The following is an 18,320-nucleotide window of genomic DNA, read 5'->3' on the forward strand; positions in this document are numbered from 1 at the left end:
TGCCATAAAATAGAAATAGTTAAAATTTAAAATTGATTATATAAAAATGTGAGAGTAAAGAATCCCCTCTTTGGAAGGGTCCGGATAAATCATGTCGGCATTCGCTTTTGGCAACGTTTTAGTCACAATTTTTCCTGTTTTTTTCTGGATTATATTGATCTATAAGTTGAAATCTGTATTCCTCTTCGCTGCTTAGTGGAATGGATATATCTGACTGCAAGCAGGAAAATGTAAGCGTCGGGGAAACCTGCACTTCCGATTTAGAAAACAAAAGTTCTTTCGAATTGAGGTCAAGAATGGTTAAATCGGCGAACTTCTCATAAAACTTCTCAGCCAAGATATACCTCCATACCGTGGATCTACTTTGAAAATCCGCATGGAATTCTTTCGTCCCATTGGTAACGAAATCCTGATAAATCAAGCCAAGGTTCAGCGAAACAATGATATGGGGTACCCGAAAGCTTCCTTCATTCAAATAGTAGCATGAAATCGCTTTCCCATTGGATTTAAACTCATACAATCCTTCTTCTAAATCCTCAGGAATATGGTCCACATGTTCATACTCAAAAACCACATTTTTAAAGGAATCCACTAGGGTGATCTTACCAGAGAAGCCAACTAATTGATTTTTAAGTTTGGGAAAATCAACGATGGGAAAAATATCTTCGGATGTTACTTTCTCGCCTTTTTGAAGTGTTTCTTGATTGGGTTTATCCAAAAAATTAGATAAGAACAACACCTCATGACCTAATCTAAAACGATCCAAATCTGTATAATTTAGAAATTTAGGGTCTTTGATACTGAGGTGAAAATTCAGGTTTCTTCGTTCATTTTTTAAGACTTCCAAATCTGAACAGAGCAGATGAAATCCTGCAGGGCTGTTCTTCAATAGCATGGAATAATTGGTTAAAATTTTCGCCGTCCTATTTGAATAGGATAGTTCAAACCCAGTAAATCCAGAGGTAGGGAAATAACTATGAAAAAACGTAACGGAGGCTATATGGGAAAAAATCTCATTCATTTCAGTATCATTCTCTTGAATTTTCCCCTGTCGTACTTACTGCTGGTACAAAACCGGTCATTGGCGAATCATCGATTGCTATTAAACTGATTTTATAAATGGAAGAAGGCAATATCTTGGCCCCTATGGAAGACCAGATATGACTCATGCTATCAAAGCTCAATGAACAAAGTTCAAAGCTTATTTTTTCTATTTTTTTAGAAACCCCTGCTCCAAAATTACACGTGTCGATGATCCTGTTTTTATTAAAAAAGCTAACAATCTGGGAGAGGTAATTTAATCCCTCTATGTATTTTTTGTTTCTAAAATTTGCACAGAAAACGACGTGGAGATGGAGGTATAAGATGGGGGATTTACTTTGAAATCCAGCCCCGTCAAAAGCACCTAATCGAGAGGAGTGGTTTTTCAGGGAAGGCTCTTCCCCTAAATTGAGCAGAAACATCACGACTTTATCATCCACTTCTAAGGGAGAACTTCCATCCAGATCAACCAAATTAGAGATAACTACCTTATTTTCAGAAAATCCATGCTGGTTCTTAAAATTCTGATTGATAAGATCCCTAACCTGAACCATCACCGTGTCGATCATTAACCTAAAATTTAAAACGAAAAATACCCATCCAAAAATACTGCAACATGGGTTCTACCCTGTTATATTATAAACAAAACAGGTATAATACAAGGATTTCTCATTAAAGAATTTCATATTTATATATTCCTTAAAATACTTAAATCTGCATATACACCATCATGTATTATTTATTGATTTTTATAGTAATTATTTTGTTTTTGGTTTTATTTTTTACTTGGAGATATTATTCAAAAAAGATGAGTTTTTAGCACAACAATTACTAAAAAGAGACCAAGAGTTATTTGAATTCAAGCATGCATTAGATCAAGAGAAATCACTTCGTAGAGAATATTTATTGCAATCAGAGAATTTAAAAATCCAATTGACAGAAAAAAGCGATGATTTATTAGAAAAGGAAAAAGAGATCAAATCCCTATATATTTTGATAGAAGATCTGAAACAAAAAAACAAAAAAGAGGAGGATGATATTATCGTAGAATATTTTGCTGAAAAAACTAAATCAAAGGAATCACGCGATTAAACTTTTACCTTCTTTGATTTTTTCAATCTTGATTCCATTTTTTAGATCATGTTGGAGAATCACGCTACTTTTCCTGGCCATACATTTTAGCAAACAAAAATGAAGTACGTTGATGATGGACGCAGCAGAAAGCTCGTATTTCTCGGCGACTCTTTCTAAGTCGATGGCAGGTTCGTATTCAAATTCATTCCCTAATGCCGTATTCCATAGATGAAGTCGCTGGGAAAAGTCTGGAAGTTCAAAATCCAACACCAATTGAAATCTCCTAAAAAAAGCCTCATCTATGTTATTTTTGAAATTGGTACAAAGAATTACCAATCCTCTGTAATCCTCTATTCTTTGCAACAAAAATGAAACTTCCTGATTGGCATATCGATCATGTGAATCGGAAGTTTGACTTCTTTTCCCAAATAAGGAGTCCGCTTCATCAAAAAATAAAATCCAGTTTTTGTTCTCAGCTAGATCAAATACCTTGGAAAGATTTTTTCAGTTTCTCCTATATATTTGGACACTACCATGGACAAATCCACTCTATAGACATCCATTTGACAGGATTTACCAAGTAAGCTTGCTGTGAGCGTTTTACCTGTTCCAGGAGGTCCTGTAAAAAGCACTTTAAAACCTGGCTTTATTCTTCTTCCAAAATCGAAAGCGCTTTTCAGTTTATACCCATGTTCCAACCAATTTTTAATTTCTATCACGCCTTCCATCACAGATTCATTGACAATTAAATCTGACCATTCCTGTTCTGTTTCCACCTTACAGGCTGGAAACTCCTGATCAAAATTCGGGGTATAGGTGCCTCCCGTGGTTAAGTAGGTGAGGTATTCTTTGGAAATCCTCAACGTGCCGCTTAAAAAGGGTTCCCCAGGATTAGGCGGATCTATGAACAGGATGTTTTTCCGAAAAAGAAGTGATCTTTTTCGAACATGGATTGAAGACGGAACCTTTTGTTTAAACCAGTACCTGCCAATAAAAACATGATGGTTTCACCGGTAGGTAATAAGCCACGATGTTTTTCGCCTTTGACTCCCCAAATTCGGTGAAGGGCAAATCAAAATTTTGATTTTTTATCTGAAGAATATCTAACTGGGCCGGTTTGATATAGGGAATCAATGCAAGCAACAAAACCAATCGTTCCTCCATAGTCATCCCATATTCAGCAATCAATTTCGCATAATTGCTAGATTCCGGAGGGTATGAAGGAATCGCGAGTTGATCTAATGCCGATTCCTGTTCCGACAGTTCAAAGGTGATTTTTCCCCGAAGTAACCAAAGTGTTTGAAACCACTCCAATTCACTTTCCAAACAGGTTGCATTTGCCTCAGAAATCAACTCCATAATAAAGATTAATTTGTTTTAATCTCTTCCTGTAAAAATTCATAACTTCTCTTCAACTTCATCTAAAAAAGAAATCTTCTTATCAAAGATAGATCTATTTGCCTCCTCCTTAATTTCTCCAAATGTTTTCTTTGCCGAAGTAGCTGTTTCACTTGCAAAGTTGCTTATGCTTTTTGCACCTGATGAAAAGGCATTTCCAATAGCATTGAATACACCTTTTGTTTTTCCCAAAATTCCTGGTTCACCAGGATTTGTTTCCTGTAATTCAAATAGATGTTCTTGTGCTCTATTCTGCGAAGCCTTTGGGTCAGATTTATATTCTACTATTAACATTCTAAATCTTTCAAGATGGTTAATTGCAGCTTGGTCACGTTGATGATATAAGTCTTTTGCCTGCCTAAACGCTTCTGGATCCTTAATTTGATCAATTTTGGAAACTATTCTTTGATATTGTGATTCAAGAGACTGAATATCAGATTCACCTTTAGATACTAGACCATTGTCAGCAAAAAAATCTTCTACTTTGCCAATACCTTTACCTAAAAACCCTCCTATTCTTCCAAATGTATTGACTACTCCATTTTCCGCTCTTCTTTGTCCTTCATCTACATTCACCTTTGCTTTGGCACCTTTGACAAGAATTTTGCTTGCAGCTCTCAATTCTCCTTCATTTAATCCTTCTAATATTCCACTTGATGTACCACTACTTTGTTTTCCTTCTCCTCTTGAGGTAGGGGAATCTTTATTTGAGAAAAAAGATGAAAAGATCGATGGACTTTCATTCTCAACTTTTCTCTTTTCTTTTTTAGGCTTTTCTTTAGGCTCTGATGACGAAAAAAGATCGAAAGAATCTAGAAAACCTCCTTTTGCTGATTCATTTTTTTCAGTAGAGGTTTGATTCGAGGGTGAACGTCCCTCCGATTGGTTTGAAGAATTTGCACTTCCCAAAAACGAACTTCCTATTTCAGATGCTTTTTTCAGAAGGTCAATTTTGTCAGAGGTAGTAACTTGTTCTGAAACAGCACTACTTAATTTTTCTTCTCCTTTTAATACTTTAATTCCTGATTTAGCAAGGGTATTCCCCCTTTCTTGAAAATCCGAACTTCTTTTTTCCTCATTTGATTTCTTTGGTAAGAATGGTTTTAAAGCATCCTCTAACTGTCTAAAAAATTCCAAAAAATCTTTATCCATGGTTTCTATCTCTTCCTCACTTAATTTTCTTAATTGAAACACTTGAGGATAAGATTTCATTTGAGTCAATGCTGAACTTGGGGCATCTGAAAGTGTTTTTCTGATAGCTATTTGATTACCATTTGCCTTTCCTCCCATTATATCGGCTTCCTTTTCAAGGCTATTATCATCATTAACTGGGACTGATCCATTCATTTGAATGGTCGGTTTGACTCTTCCTTGTTTTTGTTGGACTACATGCCAGGCTTCATGAGGAAGATGTTTTTCCTGACCAGGTGATAAATGTATATCTGTGCCTTGGGCATAAGCATGTGCCTGAAGCTGTTTGGGTTTACCTGAATTCCTATGTACCTGAACATCATCCATAGATATTCCTGATAGGTTTTCAATTCCAGATTTCAAATTATCCGGTAAACCAGTATTGTTTTTCTTTTGTTGGATCACATTTTTCTCCTTTTTGTCAATTGAAACATCGACAGTTGGGTTAAGGGAAGGTGTCAACGAATGAGTATTTGCCATGTCTTTCACTTTCCTTTGAATCTGAGATTCTGGCCTGTTATCTACCTGTGATTTTAAACCATCGGGAGATTTTTTGGGAAAAATATTCGCTGTACTTGGCTTGTCCTTTGAAAATAATACTTGCTTGCTCATACATTCAATCGAAAAATTTTAGAAAAAGAATCAACCCTATTTAAGGGAATAATTTAAAAGATAACTAATCCTAATTTAGACAAATAAGTTTTAAAATCAATTTTCAAAAAGCCCCCCAATGCTAAACCTAAGCTATTGGACCCACCAAATTTTGAATTGTAGATAATGAAAGAATAATTATTTTATTCTAAAGTGGGTCCATAACAAAGTTTATTCAAATATCTTTAAGCGAAAATCACTTCCTTGCTAGGTAAGGTCTATGTCAAAATCATCAAATATAAATAAGCCTTGGACTATTTCACTTATCTATTTGATAGTTGGAGTAAGCTGGATTTTTTAGTGACAAGGCTGCGGAATATTTAGTCAGCAATGATATTAGGGAAATGTCAAGGTATCAATTGGCGAAAGGAATTTTCTTCGTTCTTGTAACAAGCCTTTTGCTTTTTATCCTGATCTATCGCCTTTATAGCCAAGTCAACAAAAGGAAACAGGAACTAGAATTACTTTTCACCAACCCCAATCTTGGAATATTAAAGCTGGATGAAATGGGGTATGTTACCTATATCAGTGAAAACATCCGCAAAATCACAGGATACAAAGCAACAGAAATAGAAGGAAAACATATTATCCATTTTACTCCTGAAGAATGGAAGGAGATTGACTTAGAGGAGCTTAAGTTAATTTCTGGATCAAAGGGAAATGAAGGGTTTACCTTTACCAAGCGTATTTTATGTAAAAATGGAGAGATTATTATTCTTAAAGCTTACGGAATGAAAGTTGTCAATGAAAGATTAAATTCCGTCCATTATATTACCACCTTCCAAAACATCACCGATCAGGTCAAATTCTTAAATAGATTAGAAACTCAAAATAAAAAATTAAAAGATATCGCTTTTGAACATTCCCATGTCGTTCGGGCTCCATTAGCAAGAATTATGGGGATAACAGACTTGGTTCAAAACCATAAACTGGAACAAAATGAAAAAAAACAATTGCTATCTAATCTAAAATCATCAAGTGAGGAGTTAGATAAAGCATTGAAAGAGATCAACGAAAAAATGAAAGAGGTTTGATATCCATCCTATTTGGTGACTTTATTTTTTAAATATTCAACAAATCGATCGTCATCTGGTGATAAAATAAACTGCTTGTCATCCTTCTTTATAATAAGCACTTTATTCTTTCTTTGGGTAGCAAATAACATCACCCTCCCGATTTTAGGAATATAAAACCTTCCAAAATAGCCAAATAGCCCTCCTACACCAAACGTCCTGATCATCCCTTTGGTCTCTTCCCTGGAAAGTGCTTTAACTTCGGTGATTTCATGAAGACGTATGTGTACATCTCCAATAATTCTTTTGATCGTTAATTTCCCATCTCCAATCTTATAACCCTGAGGAGAAAAAACCCAAGTACCAAACAGGACCAAGATTAAAAAAAAGTATAAATACATGGAGATAATAATCTGTAGGATCAGTTTCTGAATCCAAAATGATGTGGAAACTGCGCTGTCCCAAATAAATGAAAAGTAAAATAATAAACACTGTAATGCCTTTTGCCAGCATATCTAAAGATGCATTAAATTTCATTGTTTAAATTTTTCAGTTGAAATGTTTCAAGATTACTGGTTTTCTAAACCAATAAAGTTACCTGGATAGTTTTGCAAACCTATATCCTTTACCCTCGAGTCTAGTAATTAATCCTTCCAATTGTAGGTAGAATTTATCCTCTCTTTTTGGGGTGGTACCCGGGTGAATTAACAAATGGAATCCATTCAACCCAGCCTTCGATTCATAATCGAAAATACTTTCTAGGATGGTAGATGAATCGACATAATTGTCCATGTCAGGACTGGTATAATCAGCATTTGACCTTGTCCCAGAGCTGAAATTTATGGTAAGCTGCCCCAACCCTCCCGCGATTTCCACGACTTTCTTATTGTACCATTCGTAAGGAGGCAAGAAAATATCAGGATGGACTCCTAGATTCCCCAACGCCCTCAAATTATCCATGATATCTTGCCTGATCACCTGTTCATCCACTAATAAGCTATCTCGGTTTCCCCAATCACAGTACAATAAGTGTTGATCAGAATGGGCTCCTATATAATGATCCTCATTCGCTATCTTTTTCACCAGTTCCTGATTAGATCGTACAAATTCTCCCGTAAAAAAGAAGGATCCTTTGATCTCATGTTTTGCTAGTACCGATAAAATATGCTCAAAACCTTCCTGATAATCATGTCCGGAGAAAATCAGGAAAATGTTCTCCTCCTTTTGGTCGGATCTGGTCAAAGCTCCGTATGCATCATAAGTAACTTGTCCTTGAACAAAAGAAACACTACCCATTAAACACAGTAAGAGCACCCAGACTTTAATCATGATTTAAATAAGTAAGTATCATTAGCAGCTCTGCGGATCCATCCAGAGTAGGTTCATTGGTGCTATAATCCATCCAATCGTCCATGTATTTGATATGATCCGGTTGTAAATGTGCATATTCATCGGGCTCTGAAAGTTCAATTCCCAACATATTCTCATGAATACTTGACCAGATAGGCCCATCTACCAAACTGCCAGCAATTGAAGTATTGAGCAATCTCCAAAAAGGCATATGCACATCCAAAGGGAAGTCCGCATGTTCAGGAAGTCCGGTAATCATACTGGAGCCCCATGGATTTAATCCCAGCAGCCAGTTGACATGATTGACCAAAAGGGGACGGTATTTGGTTGAACCTGTCATTTCTTCGTACAACATGGCCTGGGTAGCTACTGCCGCTGCCAGGTTATTGGAACACCAAATAAATAAATGCCCCACTCCATAGGGGTTCTGTTCCGCTCGTTTTTTTACATGTTCCAGATTTTGTTCGAAGTAAGCGACCATCTGCTTCTTATCCTCTTCTTTACCGATTTGCCAAAGGGCATAATGTCCCATGTTTAAAAATGGATACATTTCGTAATGGCTGGCAGAATCACGCTCCATCCAGGACCATTCTTTGATGATGGATGCATATTTTCTGGCATCCTCCAAATATTCTTTCTCCTTAGAAATTTTAAACAATTCTGCAGCAGCCCATTCCATGTCATCTGCCCAGGTATTTTCTTCATACCGGTAAGGCGCACTAAAACTATTCCCTTGCTGAAAGCCTTCTTGTTTCTTCCCCATTTGGTATAGTTCAACAGCGGCCTTCATGCATTTCTCAGCAAATTCATGAAACTCCGGAAAACTAATGAATACTTGGTAACCCAATGCAAGCGTGGCAGCTGACCTACCTGCAAGGTTCCCAATACCTGTGGCTTCGCTTTTGTATTCAGAAAGTCCCTGCGGTTTGCCAGTTGCAAAATAGACTGGCCTAAAACGATTGGCTCCCCATCCATAGTCGGCGTTGTCTTCATGAGGTAGTTTAAAGCCTCTATGGTCCCGGTCATCTGCTACTTGATGGTATAATTCATTGGGTCCTGGATGTAATTTCAGGATCCATTCCAAGCCCCACTTGGCTTCATCCAAAATATCGGGAAGCTCATTATTCATAGGAAGACCCTGCTCATTTACTTCATCTTTAAACCGCTCCGGTCTCATTTGATAGGTCATTAAAAGTCTGGCAGTGGTATTACTGCTGGTGATCAAATATTTCAGTTGATCTCCGGCATCGTGCCAACCTCCTGTCGCATCCATTCTGGTGGAATCAGACCATATCCCGAAAAAACTCAACCCATCTTCCTGATGACAGTACTCTTCAGTAAAGGGATTAAACCCACATCTTTGGGTCCTGATAAATGAAACTACCTCCTCTTGCCAAGCAGGATATGCTCCAATCCAAAAGTGCTCACTTTTGATAGAAGATTCCGGTATTTCCAAATAGAACTCTCCCTCTTCCGTAAATCCTGAAAAATCAACTTCATAATAATAGGAAAAAGGGCTCCATGGATTTCCCTTTTTTGAAGCTCTAATCGCTCTCTTGTTTGACCAGCAGACGTTTTTAAATACACTTCTCTTGTCCCTAAATCCACTTTGCTCAGCACCAATGCCGTTTTAGGCATATCTGAAAGATACCCCTGTAAGTTGACCCGGAACTCCACATCAGGGGCAGCCATCACTTCAGTGGAACGTAGTATAAAAACAAGGACAACAAGAACAATAGGGAGGTTTTTGAACTTCATATCGAACAAATGAGGTGAATTATTGGAATTTGAAAAATAGATCTAGCTGAGAAAATACTCCATTAATTATTTATAAAAAAGAGATTCTAACTAAAATACCTTTAGTATTAACATCATTTAATTATTGGGGGAACCGATTCCATCCAAACCATCTTTTTGCAGAAATTAAGTATGATCAATTTCATTTCAGGTAAACTCTTTCTGGATGGCCTCGAACCCCATAAGAATGGTTCCCAAAAACCCAATAAATTAAAAAAAGGGGCCAGATGCCCCCTTCCTGAAAATTCCTGATTAATTAGATTATTGTATGACTAGCTCATCCACAAACATAAATCCGGACTGGGTATTTTTTGCAATGACATGAATATACCTTGCATTTTTACCATCCAGCGAGCCTTTAAAATCATGAAAGATCAAGCCTTTTTCCTCAGGAGAAATGGAATGATCCATGGTCAACACTTTTTGATAGGTTTCCCCATCCCCAGAAATGGAAACTTCTACCGAGCCAGGTAGGAACACGCCCGGTCCTATGACTTGCATAAAAGTGGCGGAGAAAGAGGACAGTTCATGGATTTTTTCCAGGTCCACCACGACATCCAGGTCATTGGTAAATCCCTGCCAAAAACCGTCATTGTAAGAGTCTCCTCCCTCAATCCATTGGTGAGGCTTCCAGCATCTCCTGCCGGATAGGAAGGGTTCCAGGCTTTATTATAAACTACAGGCTTTCCTATCGCCAGATGATAATCCACCTGCTTTCGCAAAATCGGCTCTTTGGCCTCCCCTCCTCAAATACTGCTGCCACAATGGAAGCGTTTCCATTTACAAAAAACTCCCCCTTGTACTGATTCGAAGCAGCGCTTGGCATACTGCCATCGGTGGTATAATAGATGATTGGATCATTCAAGTCCGTTTCAAATGAAACACCTATTCTTTTATTCTCCAGATCCACATTCATAAAGGGAATCAAGGCATTACTTTGCTTATACTCATATTTCACCCCCATGGACTCCAGTCGATCCAATTGGCTGGGAAGCCTTCTTTTAAAAGAATCCCAATCCTGAACGGATTTGGGTGACCATGCCCTTTCGGCTAGCGCCAATACATTAGGGAATAACATGGCATCAGCCAAGTCTTCGGAAGGAATGGTTTCCGTCCACAGACATGCTTGCAGACCTTTGATCTGATGGGATAGCTCCTCTGGAAATTTAGCTCCTACCAGCTTCTTATTGTAGATATCAAACAGTTTGGAATTGGGACTCGAAAAGTAAAAAGGATCCCCTGGGGCTAAAATCAAATCATTCCCGTTTTTTACTACGTTATCAGGGACTTCAGCCACCCAATTTCTCCAGTACATCACATTCAGGCTCTCATCAATTCCCCCAGCTAAGGCATCATCCCAAACAACGACTTCTTTCCCTCTTGCTTGGAGAAAGGTGGTGACTCGCTCGACAAAATAACTTTGTAACTTCTCATAATCTTCGATCCCATTTTCTCGCATGAATTCATTGCATGCTGCAGATTCTTTCCAGGTGGATTTCCCCACTTCGTCTGCACCGATATGTATAAACTTGGATGGAAAAATTTCACTTACCTCTGTCAAAACATTTTCCACAAATGTATAGACCTCCTCGTTTACAGGACAAAGCGGCGTGGAAAACACCTCTCCCCATGCTGCCTCTCCGTTACAGGCCAACTCCGGAAAAACCGAAATTGCTGCCATCATATGACCGGGCATATCTATTTCAGGAATAATCTCCACATGCCTGGTACCGGCATAGGCCACCAAATCCTTCAATTCCTCTTGTGTATAATACCCCCCGTAATGAAGTTGATCATCGATCACTTGGATGTGTTTAGGGTCCAAGGCAAACCTTGGATCTTCCATGGATTTAGCTATGCAAATGGAATCTTGATCATTGAAGGTCCTCCAAGCTCCCTGTTCTGTCAGTTGGGGATATTTCTTGATTTCAATTCTCCAACCTTGGTCATCAGTCAGGTGTAAGTGGAGTTTGTTGAGTTTATACAAGGCCAATAGATCCACATACCTTTTCAAATAATCCATGGAAAAGAAGTGCCTGGAAACGTCCAAATGCATTCCCCTCCACTCATAAGTTGGCTGATCGCTAATCTCCAAAACAGGAAGCCTGATCTCCTTTGCGGAATTGGAAGGGGGAATTAACTGGATCAAAGAGATCAACCCGTAAAAAACACCTTTGTTATGACTGGCTTTTAAGGTGATTTTATGTTCCTGGATAGCAAGCGCATAGGATTCCTCCCCTTCAATTTCACTGGACTTTACAATTTCCAGACTAGTTCTCCCCTCTGAAAAGGAAAGCTTCTCCCCTAATTGTTCTGAGATGTACAATTGGAAAAATCAATTTCATGTTGGAACCCATCTGCTTCCGAAAATATCAACTGGGTTTCAGAATCCAACAAAAATTCCCCTTCTGCTAGATTGAGATGGGCAGGGACAGGTATAATGGATACCTGGTCTGTTGCAGGTCGGGAACAAGAAAAAGAAGGCAAAACCCAAGGAAGTAAACTAGGTGTTTCAAAACGAATAAGCTAATGTGAAACGCCAAAGATAATAGGGGATTAAAAATAAATCCATCCTTTAAAAAACCTCTATTCAAAGAGTCACGGAAAATGAATGCAATCGCATCTCAAAAAATTTCCTTATTGGTGAATTTCATCCGAAAGAGATAAAGAGAAAATTTGAAAATACGGACCTTCTGGACTGTTCACTTTTCGGTTATAAGCCAATTGATAAGCAGAATTTGCCCAATTGATATTGCTAAGTCCATGGGAGCTGCCATGTGGAGCAGCCATCAACTGTGTGGTCTCTCCATCTTCTACTTTGGTCAAGTAAATGGATTCCTTTGCCCCATAAGCCAGATACTTTCCATCAAAACTTAAATCAAAGGAGGTGTCCGCGGAAAAATCATTATGGGTGACCTGAACGATGGATCCGTTTGCTGGTGAAACCGAAAAATTTGAACCAGTCCCTTATCATCCTTTTTGTAAAAATAGATGTTACTGCCATCTGGTGAACTTCTTAACCATTGCCTCGGTCCTTGAACTCCCGGATAGGCATGTGAAGCAGTATAGGTCAGCCTCCTTTGTTTTACCCCTCAGGAATAGCAGGAAGGCTGGTCTTAGTACCAGTGGTAACCCCTCTTTTCAATTGTTCAAGTTCCTTAGGCATATCAGAAATAAAGACTTCGGTCGCTTTTTCACCTGTTGCCAGCACTACATCTCCCAAATAGGCCAAAGCTCTTGTTTGAACGGTTCCATCTTGCCTTTGGTAACCCGATTTTCCAACCCAGCACTCTTCGTAGGCTTTACTTATTTGATCGGTCCCTTTTTCAGGAGATGCAGTAACTTTCGCCAATAAGACGGCAAAGCCACTTCCATTGAAATTTTCATGATTGATGCTTCCATGAATTGAAACTGGATCATTGGTCAAAATTGCCCCCACGGTTCTTAAATCGACTATTTCTGGGTTTTCCTGAGACGCTAGGTCCACTACTTCGTCGTTGTAGGTAAAGCTGACCATATGGCCATCGGAGCTATAAGAGTAGGCATGGGAACCACCTCTTAATGCTCCCAAAGTAAAAGGTTCCTGAACATCACGTGCATCCAATGGATTGGCTTTCAAATCATCATCCAAATCAAGCTGCATGGCAAAACGCCTCGTTATGGAATACGGCTTTTTTTCCGAAGCATTCCATAAACCATGAATAAAAACAATCTTGTTTTCTTTGGGGTGAAAGCTCACTGCTCCTGCCCCGGGGCCAAATTTTTGTTGATTTTCAATCGTGTAAACCCTGCTTACTTTTTCGTGGACAAGTCCAAAAGTTCAATGGAAGCATTCTCTCCTATTTTGGAATCCTCATTTCTATTGTCAAACACCAACAATTGATCATTCGGGGAAAATGCCTGTCTTTGATTTAAAAAATGACCTGTTGGCCCTTCCGTCATTTGAATTTCATGGAGCTCCATGGGATGGGTGAATACCTGATTTAAGTCCACATTTTTATTTTTTGGATGACAACTAGCACACAAAAATACAAGGGCAAGGATAAACTTTGAAAGAAGCCTCAAAAACCTGGACAGGCTGTTCCTGATCAAAAAGACCCTGTCCCTAATTTGGAGAAAGCCAGTTTCCATTTTTCACTATCTCTTGAAGTAGTAAAAATGTCCGTCTTCAGCTCCTACTACCAGTTCCCATATCCCATCTTTGTTCCAATCTACAAATGTGGGGCTGGTTGTATGACCTGCCAGCACTTTATCCGACAAAGGTCCTCGATGCCTAAAAACCACCTTATCAGGAGTTTGGCTAACATTTTCAAAAAGAGACACATTTACACTATTCACCAATAAGTCCATGTCTCCATCCTGATCCCAGTCCACCAAACTTATTTTCCTTCTTCCACTTCCCCCAGCTTCCGCATGATTCAACTGCAAAAGACCTCCTTCCTTTTTGATTGCAACATCTCGATTGCTGAAAACTGATGCGTTTTCACCATAAAATATTCTTTTCCCGGGTAATACAGCCTGTTGCCCATTTGTTTTCACTCCCTCAAAAATGCCAAATACCCTTCATGGTCCAACATGATCAAATCCATCACCCCATCCTGATTCCAATCCATCGCATAAGGAGTGGTTCTCCATTGCGTGACCAATTCATCCGGTGCCGATTCCCACCAATTCCATGCAGGATAGGTAGCAGGCTCGTTTTCTCTTTTCACAAGAACGGGCTTGGGAGATTCTAAGTCATCTCCAGTATTTCTAATCCATTCTACCCTGCCCCAAATCGAATTGAAGAGGATGTCGGGATGGTTATCTCCATCCCAATCTGCTACGGATAACGTGGTATACCCCCATTTAGCTTCTGCTGGCCCTTGGATCGAACCATTGGAACCTGCCTGGATTCGAATGGCCTCCCTTTTGATTTCAACAAGGCTGGCTCCGCCCAAATTGGATTTTCTCCTCCTCCAAGGTTTTCGATGAAGGCAAAATATCCAGCAGAATTCCCTGTAATAAGATCTTCATCTCCATCTCGATCCCAATCCACACTGACGGGGGTGGCAAGTGCACCAAATTTAAGGTTATCCGATTGCTGTCGGAAGTAAACCGGAGATTCGAACAAAGGCAAACCTTGGTTGTTAGCGCCGGTATTCCTGACCCAAGCCACTCTCCCATCCTCATCCCCAATTACCAAATCCACATGCCCGTCTTGATCCCAGTCCACTGCAACCGGAATAATCATTTCCAGATCCATTTTGATAAGCCCAGCTGCGTTCTCCAGAAATCTTCCTGCAGCATAGGTGGGGTTGGATCTATCTCCGATATTCTCGAAATAACTTAATCGGTCCAAAAACTCACCACAAATCAAATCCAGGTCTCCATCTCCGTCATAATCCGCAAAATTAGGAGAGGGAGCTCCATACACGTCCAGTATTTCCCCACCAGCTTTTAGTTCACCCCGGTTGACATAATCCCCATTCACATTTTCCAATAAAAACACAAAACCATGCAGAGGGCCATTCGTCCACTCTCCTTGTTGGTTATAGGCATTGTCCCAACCATAATCAGCCCAATCGTCAATCCCTACGACTACGTCAAGATCCCCGTCTCCTTCGTAATCCACCATCTTCCATTGATTAAACCTGACTTTTTCAAACCTGACTTTTAATTCATCAGCATCATATAGGTCCCTCTTTTTTCCATCCATATGGATCTTGAAATCCAGCAATTCCGCTCCAGGGACATTCACTTTCATTCCCTCTTCTATGTGGGATACCTGCACATTCCGAATGGCATCTCCCAATCGGACCGGTGGTGCAAAATCAGGGAATGATTCTCCCGTGGTATTTTCAAAAAATACAGGCCATTAAAGGGCTTATCCGGACAGGATACCAGCATATCCATATCCCCATCTCCGTCATAATCCATAGGCAAGGGCCAAGCCCACAGCCCCACTCCCAAAAAGGAAGTGGTTTCTGGATTATTATATTTAACAATTTCAAAATCAACCATTTGACCATTATCAAGTAAAGTACTTTCTTGGGCAACAACCCGCTGGTTTCCGAATCCAAAGAAGGTCAAAAGAATGAAGGCAGAGAATGCATTTTTCATAGTATAAAACAGTGGATCAAAGGGAATTCAAAAAATTGAGAAGGCCATTGTTCCTTAGGTACAAAGGCCCTATTACAGACATGTTAGATTGATTGAATGAAACGAAATAGCCGTCAAGGCAATGCCTTGACGGCTTTTGGTATTCGTACTTGCTTCAAACAAAGACCTGATTAAACGATATCCGGAACCTCAAATCCCGGTCTATAATTCCTTGTCAGCATTTTGTCTGCTTCAGGATCATTGACGAATTTCTCTGATTGGGGGTCAAAATGTAGTACTCTTCCCAATCGATACGCGATATTACCCAAATGAGCTAGTCCTGAAGATAAATGTGCGGTTTCCACAGGGCCATTCAAAATAGATCGATCATGTTTTCTAACGGCTTCAATAAAGTTGGCAAAGTGCCCGTCTGTTCCACCTGCTCCCCGATCCATTCCGGTGGCTGCTTCTCCTCCATCATCACCGGAAATCCCTGGCGTCCTATCTGGCCCTAAGAATGACTGGAATTTATCATATCCATCCACCACGATGTAGCCTTTATCTCCATAAAAAATATTTCCCACAGTAGCTCCTCCCTCTGTATTGGTATACCAAGGCCTCACCTCAAATTGGATGATTTTACCTTCCTCAGGATAATTATAAATAGAAGTCAACACTTCAGGTACTTCTTTACTGTCGTTCCAAAGGTATTTACCTCCCATGGAAGTAATCTCAGTAGGGAAACCTACATCCAATCCCCACATGCACAGGTCTGTTTCGTGAATTCCCTGATTCCCCACATCTCCATTTCCGTAATCCCAGTTCCAGTGCCAGTTGTAATGCACCAAATTCCGGGTAAATGGCCGTTTTGGAGCTGGGCCAGTCCATAAATCATAATCCAATCCTTCTGGAACCGGTTCAAAACCTTTATCTCCAATATCCCCTCTCATTCTAAACACCAGGCCTCTTGCCATGTAAACACGACCGATGTATCCTTCTCTCATCAATTTAATTGCTTGCTGAACAGCTGGAGAGCTTCTCAATTGAACGCCATGCTGTACGATTCTATCGTATTTATTGGCAGCCTCAATCATTTTTCGACCTTCCCAGATATTATGAGATCCTGGTTTCTCCACATACACATCTTTTCCCGCCTGACAGGCCCAAATAGTTGCCAATGCATGCCAATGATTGGGAGTCGCAAGACTGACCACATCGATATCTTTATTGTCAAAAACTCTTCTCAGATCCTGCTCCAACGCCACATCTTGGTTATATTTCTCTTTAAACGTTTTTTGACGATCCACCAACAAGTTCATATCAGGGTCACATAAAGTAGTTACCTGCACGTCTTTTTGGGCCATAAAACCTTGAATATGTGAGTTTCCTCTCCCGTTGATTCCTAAAACCGCTGCATTGATTCTATCGTTTGCACCAAATGCTGAGGCGGGAATAATGGTAGGAGCGATGAGCGCTGCAGAACCTGCAATAGCCGTTTTTTTAATAAACGTTCTTCTTGATGAGTCTTTCTTCATTATTGTTAATTTTTAAGGGTAAGTGTCTTTATAGACGCCTCTTTGTATTCTTGAAATAGATCGACGGTGGGATGCACGAGAACCATTGCAAGCAAAGAAGCTATTTTGGGCGGTTTGGGAATGAATGTTCAAGCATTAAACAATTTAAATCATGTATTTCAGATGAGATTTCTGTCCTTTTTACCATTCTAAAGGGTCTCCAGAATTAGAGAAAATAGACATCATCCAATCTTTTCAAAAGAATAAGTCCTCCATTAAAAATACTTGAATAAATTACCTGATTAAGATAAAAAGCAAACAGCAAATCACCTAATAAATCGCTTTTCTATTATTTGAGCGGTAGCAAACCCTATTTAATCTATCCCCCTCCCGATTCAACTGATTAATCCAAGACAGCGTCATCCATATAAAATTCAGTCCCTAACATTTAGGATAAAAAAAGAGATGGTTAGAACTTAACCATCTCCCGATTCAAAAAGTAATTAAAACAACAGGTTCAATACGCATTTTCATTGTTAAAAAACACACATTTAAAAGTCAGTACTGAGATATACAAATCAAACAACACAGACCATTTTTTGATATAAAAAAGGTCATATCTCAACCTAAATCGAATGTCTTTATCATCTTTAATTTCACCTCTATATCCTTTGCATTGTGCTAGCCCCGTAATTCCGGGTTTCACGTAATGCCTACACATAAACCTGGAAATTTGAACAGAATATTCCCTATTCATGGTTAAGGCATGGGGCCTAGGGCCCACAACGGACATTTCACCTAATAAAATATTGAAAACCTGAGGGAGCTCATCCATGCTGGTTCTTCTTAAAAACCTCCCCACCCTTGTAATACGGTCGTCATTTTTCTTTGCCTGAACAAACTCCTTGGAAGGATTATATTTCATGGTCCTAAACTTATAACAATAGAAGGGCCTATTGTTTTTACCATGTCTCAACTGTTTAAATATCACCGGACCTTTGGAGTCTATCATGATCAGCAAAGAAATGATGATAAATAACCACCATCCAATGATGGTGATAAATAAAAAGCAAATTGTCAGATCAAACAATCTCTTAACTGCAATTTGAGAAGAATCAAGATAATTGATAGAGTACGAGTTTAAAATAAACTCACGGTCTCTATTTAAATCTTCTATTGCAATGAATTTCTCAAGTGTTAGCGACATGGG

At 39.3% G+C, this 18,320-nt stretch carries 22 protein-coding genes and 2 pseudogenes; 3 read left to right on the forward strand and 21 right to left on the reverse strand.

Annotation, left to right across the window (positions count from 1 at the left end):
- Positions 1-118: 118 nt before the first annotated feature.
- Positions 119-1,021 (reverse strand): hypothetical protein, encoded by a 903-nt coding sequence (locus tag V8V91_RS04650; protein ID WP_373399006.1) that lies wholly within the window; start codon positions 1,019-1,021, stop codon positions 119-121.
- A gap of 7 nt (positions 1,022-1,028) precedes the next feature.
- Complete coding sequence (locus V8V91_RS04655) at positions 1,029-1,610, reverse strand: DUF4255 domain-containing protein (RefSeq protein WP_373399007.1); 582 nt, start codon at positions 1,608-1,610, stop codon at positions 1,029-1,031.
- Positions 1,611-1,827: 217 nt separating this feature from the next.
- Between V8V91_RS04655 and V8V91_RS04660 the strand changes: the two genes are divergently transcribed.
- On the forward strand, positions 1,828-2,133 hold the full coding sequence (locus tag V8V91_RS04660; protein ID WP_373399008.1) for a hypothetical protein: 306 nt from the start codon (positions 1,828-1,830) through the stop codon (positions 2,131-2,133).
- Here V8V91_RS04660 and V8V91_RS04665 read toward each other — a convergent pair.
- The 4 genes and pseudogenes from V8V91_RS04665 to V8V91_RS04680 form a co-directional block, all read right to left on the reverse strand.
- Positions 2,122-2,843: pseudogene (locus V8V91_RS04665) on the reverse strand (ATP-binding protein). The gene V8V91_RS04660 and the pseudogene V8V91_RS04665 overlap by 12 nt on opposite strands.
- A 244-nt stretch (positions 2,844-3,087) precedes the next feature.
- On the reverse strand, positions 3,088-3,474 hold the full coding sequence (locus V8V91_RS04670; protein ID WP_373399009.1) for a hypothetical protein: 387 nt from the start codon (positions 3,472-3,474) through the stop codon (positions 3,088-3,090).
- Between the two features lie 39 nt (positions 3,475-3,513).
- The gene (locus V8V91_RS04675; protein WP_373400872.1) at positions 3,514-4,860 is read right to left on the reverse strand and encodes a hypothetical protein; all 1,347 of its coding nucleotides are present in this window, start codon (positions 4,858-4,860) and stop codon (positions 3,514-3,516) included.
- A gap of 33 nt (positions 4,861-4,893) precedes the next feature.
- Positions 4,894-5,316: pseudogene (locus V8V91_RS04680) on the reverse strand (DUF4157 domain-containing protein); the annotation flags it as partial.
- Between the two features lie 383 nt (positions 5,317-5,699).
- On the opposite strand from V8V91_RS04680, the gene V8V91_RS04685 reads away from it, so the two are divergent.
- Entirely contained in the window at positions 5,700-6,389 is a 690-nt protein-coding gene (locus V8V91_RS04685; RefSeq protein ID WP_373399010.1) for a PAS domain S-box protein, read from the forward strand.
- A gap of 8 nt (positions 6,390-6,397) precedes the next feature.
- Here the strand turns inward: V8V91_RS04685 and V8V91_RS04690 are convergent, their stop codons facing one another.
- The 6 genes from V8V91_RS04690 to V8V91_RS04715 form a co-directional block, all read right to left on the reverse strand.
- Positions 6,398-6,769 carry a PH domain-containing protein gene (locus tag V8V91_RS04690; protein WP_373399011.1) on the reverse strand — a complete coding sequence of 124 codons (372 nt, stop codon included), beginning with the start codon at positions 6,767-6,769 and terminating at the stop codon, positions 6,398-6,400.
- A gap of 193 nt (positions 6,770-6,962) precedes the next feature.
- Positions 6,963-7,697 carry a polysaccharide deacetylase family protein gene (locus tag V8V91_RS04695; protein WP_373399012.1) on the reverse strand — a complete coding sequence of 245 codons (735 nt, stop codon included), beginning with the start codon at positions 7,695-7,697 and terminating at the stop codon, positions 6,963-6,965.
- Complete coding sequence (locus V8V91_RS04700) at positions 7,690-9,174, reverse strand: glycoside hydrolase family 9 protein (RefSeq protein WP_373399013.1); 1,485 nt, start codon at positions 9,172-9,174, stop codon at positions 7,690-7,692. The genes V8V91_RS04695 and V8V91_RS04700 overlap by 8 nt, the downstream gene beginning before the upstream one ends.
- Complete coding sequence (locus tag V8V91_RS04705) at positions 9,099-9,410, reverse strand: hypothetical protein (RefSeq protein ID WP_373399014.1); 312 nt, start codon at positions 9,408-9,410, stop codon at positions 9,099-9,101. Before V8V91_RS04705 ends, V8V91_RS04700 begins: the two co-directional genes overlap by 76 nt.
- 366 nt (positions 9,411-9,776) lie before the next feature.
- Positions 9,777-10,064: a hypothetical protein gene (locus V8V91_RS04710; protein WP_373399015.1), complete on the reverse strand. Its 288-nt coding sequence runs from the start codon at positions 10,062-10,064 to the stop codon at positions 9,777-9,779.
- Between the two features lie 139 nt (positions 10,065-10,203).
- Positions 10,204-11,841 (reverse strand): beta-N-acetylhexosaminidase, encoded by a 1,638-nt coding sequence (locus V8V91_RS04715; protein WP_373399016.1) that lies wholly within the window; start codon positions 11,839-11,841, stop codon positions 10,204-10,206.
- Here V8V91_RS04715 and V8V91_RS04720 point away from each other — a divergent pair, their 5' ends adjacent.
- Positions 11,842-12,045, forward strand: coding sequence for a hypothetical protein (locus V8V91_RS04720; RefSeq protein ID WP_373399017.1), 204 nt, complete (start codon positions 11,842-11,844; stop codon positions 12,043-12,045).
- Positions 12,046-12,152: 107 nt separating this feature from the next.
- Here the strand turns inward: V8V91_RS04720 and V8V91_RS04725 are convergent, their stop codons facing one another.
- From V8V91_RS04725 to V8V91_RS04765, 9 genes are all read right to left on the reverse strand, one after another.
- Positions 12,153-12,341, reverse strand: coding sequence for a hypothetical protein (locus V8V91_RS04725; protein WP_373399018.1), 189 nt, complete (start codon positions 12,339-12,341; stop codon positions 12,153-12,155).
- Positions 12,342-12,600: 259 nt separating this feature from the next.
- On the reverse strand, positions 12,601-13,254 hold the full coding sequence (locus V8V91_RS04730) for a DUF3748 domain-containing protein (protein ID WP_373399020.1): 654 nt from the start codon (positions 13,252-13,254) through the stop codon (positions 12,601-12,603).
- 53 nt (positions 13,255-13,307) lie between these two features.
- Positions 13,308-13,508, reverse strand: coding sequence for a hypothetical protein (locus V8V91_RS04735; RefSeq protein ID WP_373399022.1), 201 nt, complete (start codon positions 13,506-13,508; stop codon positions 13,308-13,310).
- Positions 13,509-13,652: 144 nt separating this feature from the next.
- Entirely contained in the window at positions 13,653-14,054 is a 402-nt protein-coding gene (locus V8V91_RS04740) for an FG-GAP repeat domain-containing protein (RefSeq protein ID WP_373399023.1), read from the reverse strand.
- Positions 14,051-14,455, reverse strand: coding sequence for an FG-GAP repeat domain-containing protein (locus tag V8V91_RS04745; RefSeq protein ID WP_373399024.1), 405 nt, complete (start codon positions 14,453-14,455; stop codon positions 14,051-14,053). Before V8V91_RS04745 ends, V8V91_RS04740 begins: the two co-directional genes overlap by 4 nt.
- On the reverse strand, positions 14,338-15,309 hold the full coding sequence (locus V8V91_RS04750) for an FG-GAP repeat domain-containing protein (protein WP_373399025.1): 972 nt from the start codon (positions 15,307-15,309) through the stop codon (positions 14,338-14,340). The genes V8V91_RS04745 and V8V91_RS04750 overlap by 118 nt, the downstream gene beginning before the upstream one ends.
- On the reverse strand, positions 15,270-15,617 hold the full coding sequence (locus V8V91_RS04755) for a hypothetical protein (RefSeq protein ID WP_373399027.1): 348 nt from the start codon (positions 15,615-15,617) through the stop codon (positions 15,270-15,272). Before V8V91_RS04755 ends, V8V91_RS04750 begins: the two co-directional genes overlap by 40 nt.
- A 170-nt stretch (positions 15,618-15,787) precedes the next feature.
- Positions 15,788-17,131 (reverse strand): Gfo/Idh/MocA family protein, encoded by a 1,344-nt coding sequence (locus V8V91_RS04760; RefSeq protein WP_373399028.1) that lies wholly within the window; start codon positions 17,129-17,131, stop codon positions 15,788-15,790.
- 496 nt (positions 17,132-17,627) lie between these two features.
- On the reverse strand, positions 17,628-18,317 hold the full coding sequence (locus tag V8V91_RS04765) for a sugar transferase (protein ID WP_373399029.1): 690 nt from the start codon (positions 18,315-18,317) through the stop codon (positions 17,628-17,630).
- Between the last annotated feature and the right edge of the window lie 3 nt (positions 18,318-18,320).

The organism is Algoriphagus halophilus, from assembly GCF_041729275.1.
Classification (GTDB): Bacteria; Bacteroidota; Bacteroidia; order Cytophagales; family Cyclobacteriaceae; genus Algoriphagus; species Algoriphagus halophilus_A.

Coding starts and splice junctions, on each gene's coding strand:
- V8V91_RS04650 (WP_373399006.1), bottom strand. CDS start 1,021: ATGAATGAGATTTTTTCCCATATAGCCTCCGTTACGTTTTTTCATAGT.
- V8V91_RS04655 (WP_373399007.1), bottom strand. CDS start 1,610: ATGATCGACACGGTGATGGTTCAGGTTAGGGATCTTATCAATCAGAAT.
- V8V91_RS04670 (WP_373399009.1), bottom strand. CDS start 3,474: ATGGAGTTGATTTCTGAGGCAAATGCAACCTGTTTGGAAAGTGAATTG.
- V8V91_RS04675 (WP_373400872.1), bottom strand. CDS start 4,860: ATGAATGGATCAGTCCCAGTTAATGATGATAATAGCCTTGAAAAGGAA.
- V8V91_RS04685 (WP_373399010.1), top strand. CDS start 5,700: ATGTCAAGGTATCAATTGGCGAAAGGAATTTTCTTCGTTCTTGTAACA.
- V8V91_RS04690 (WP_373399011.1), bottom strand. CDS start 6,769: ATGTATTTATACTTTTTTTTAATCTTGGTCCTGTTTGGTACTTGGGTT.
- V8V91_RS04695 (WP_373399012.1), bottom strand. CDS start 7,697: ATGATTAAAGTCTGGGTGCTCTTACTGTGTTTAATGGGTAGTGTTTCT.
- V8V91_RS04705 (WP_373399014.1), bottom strand. CDS start 9,410: ATGGCTGCCCCTGATGTGGAGTTCCGGGTCAACTTACAGGGGTATCTT.
- V8V91_RS04755 (WP_373399027.1), bottom strand. CDS start 15,617: ATGAAAAATGCATTCTCTGCCTTCATTCTTTTGACCTTCTTTGGATTC.
- V8V91_RS04760 (WP_373399028.1), bottom strand. CDS start 17,131: ATGAAGAAAGACTCATCAAGAAGAACGTTTATTAAAAAAACGGCTATT.
- V8V91_RS04765 (WP_373399029.1), bottom strand. CDS start 18,317: ATGTCGCTAACACTTGAGAAATTCATTGCAATAGAAGATTTAAATAGA.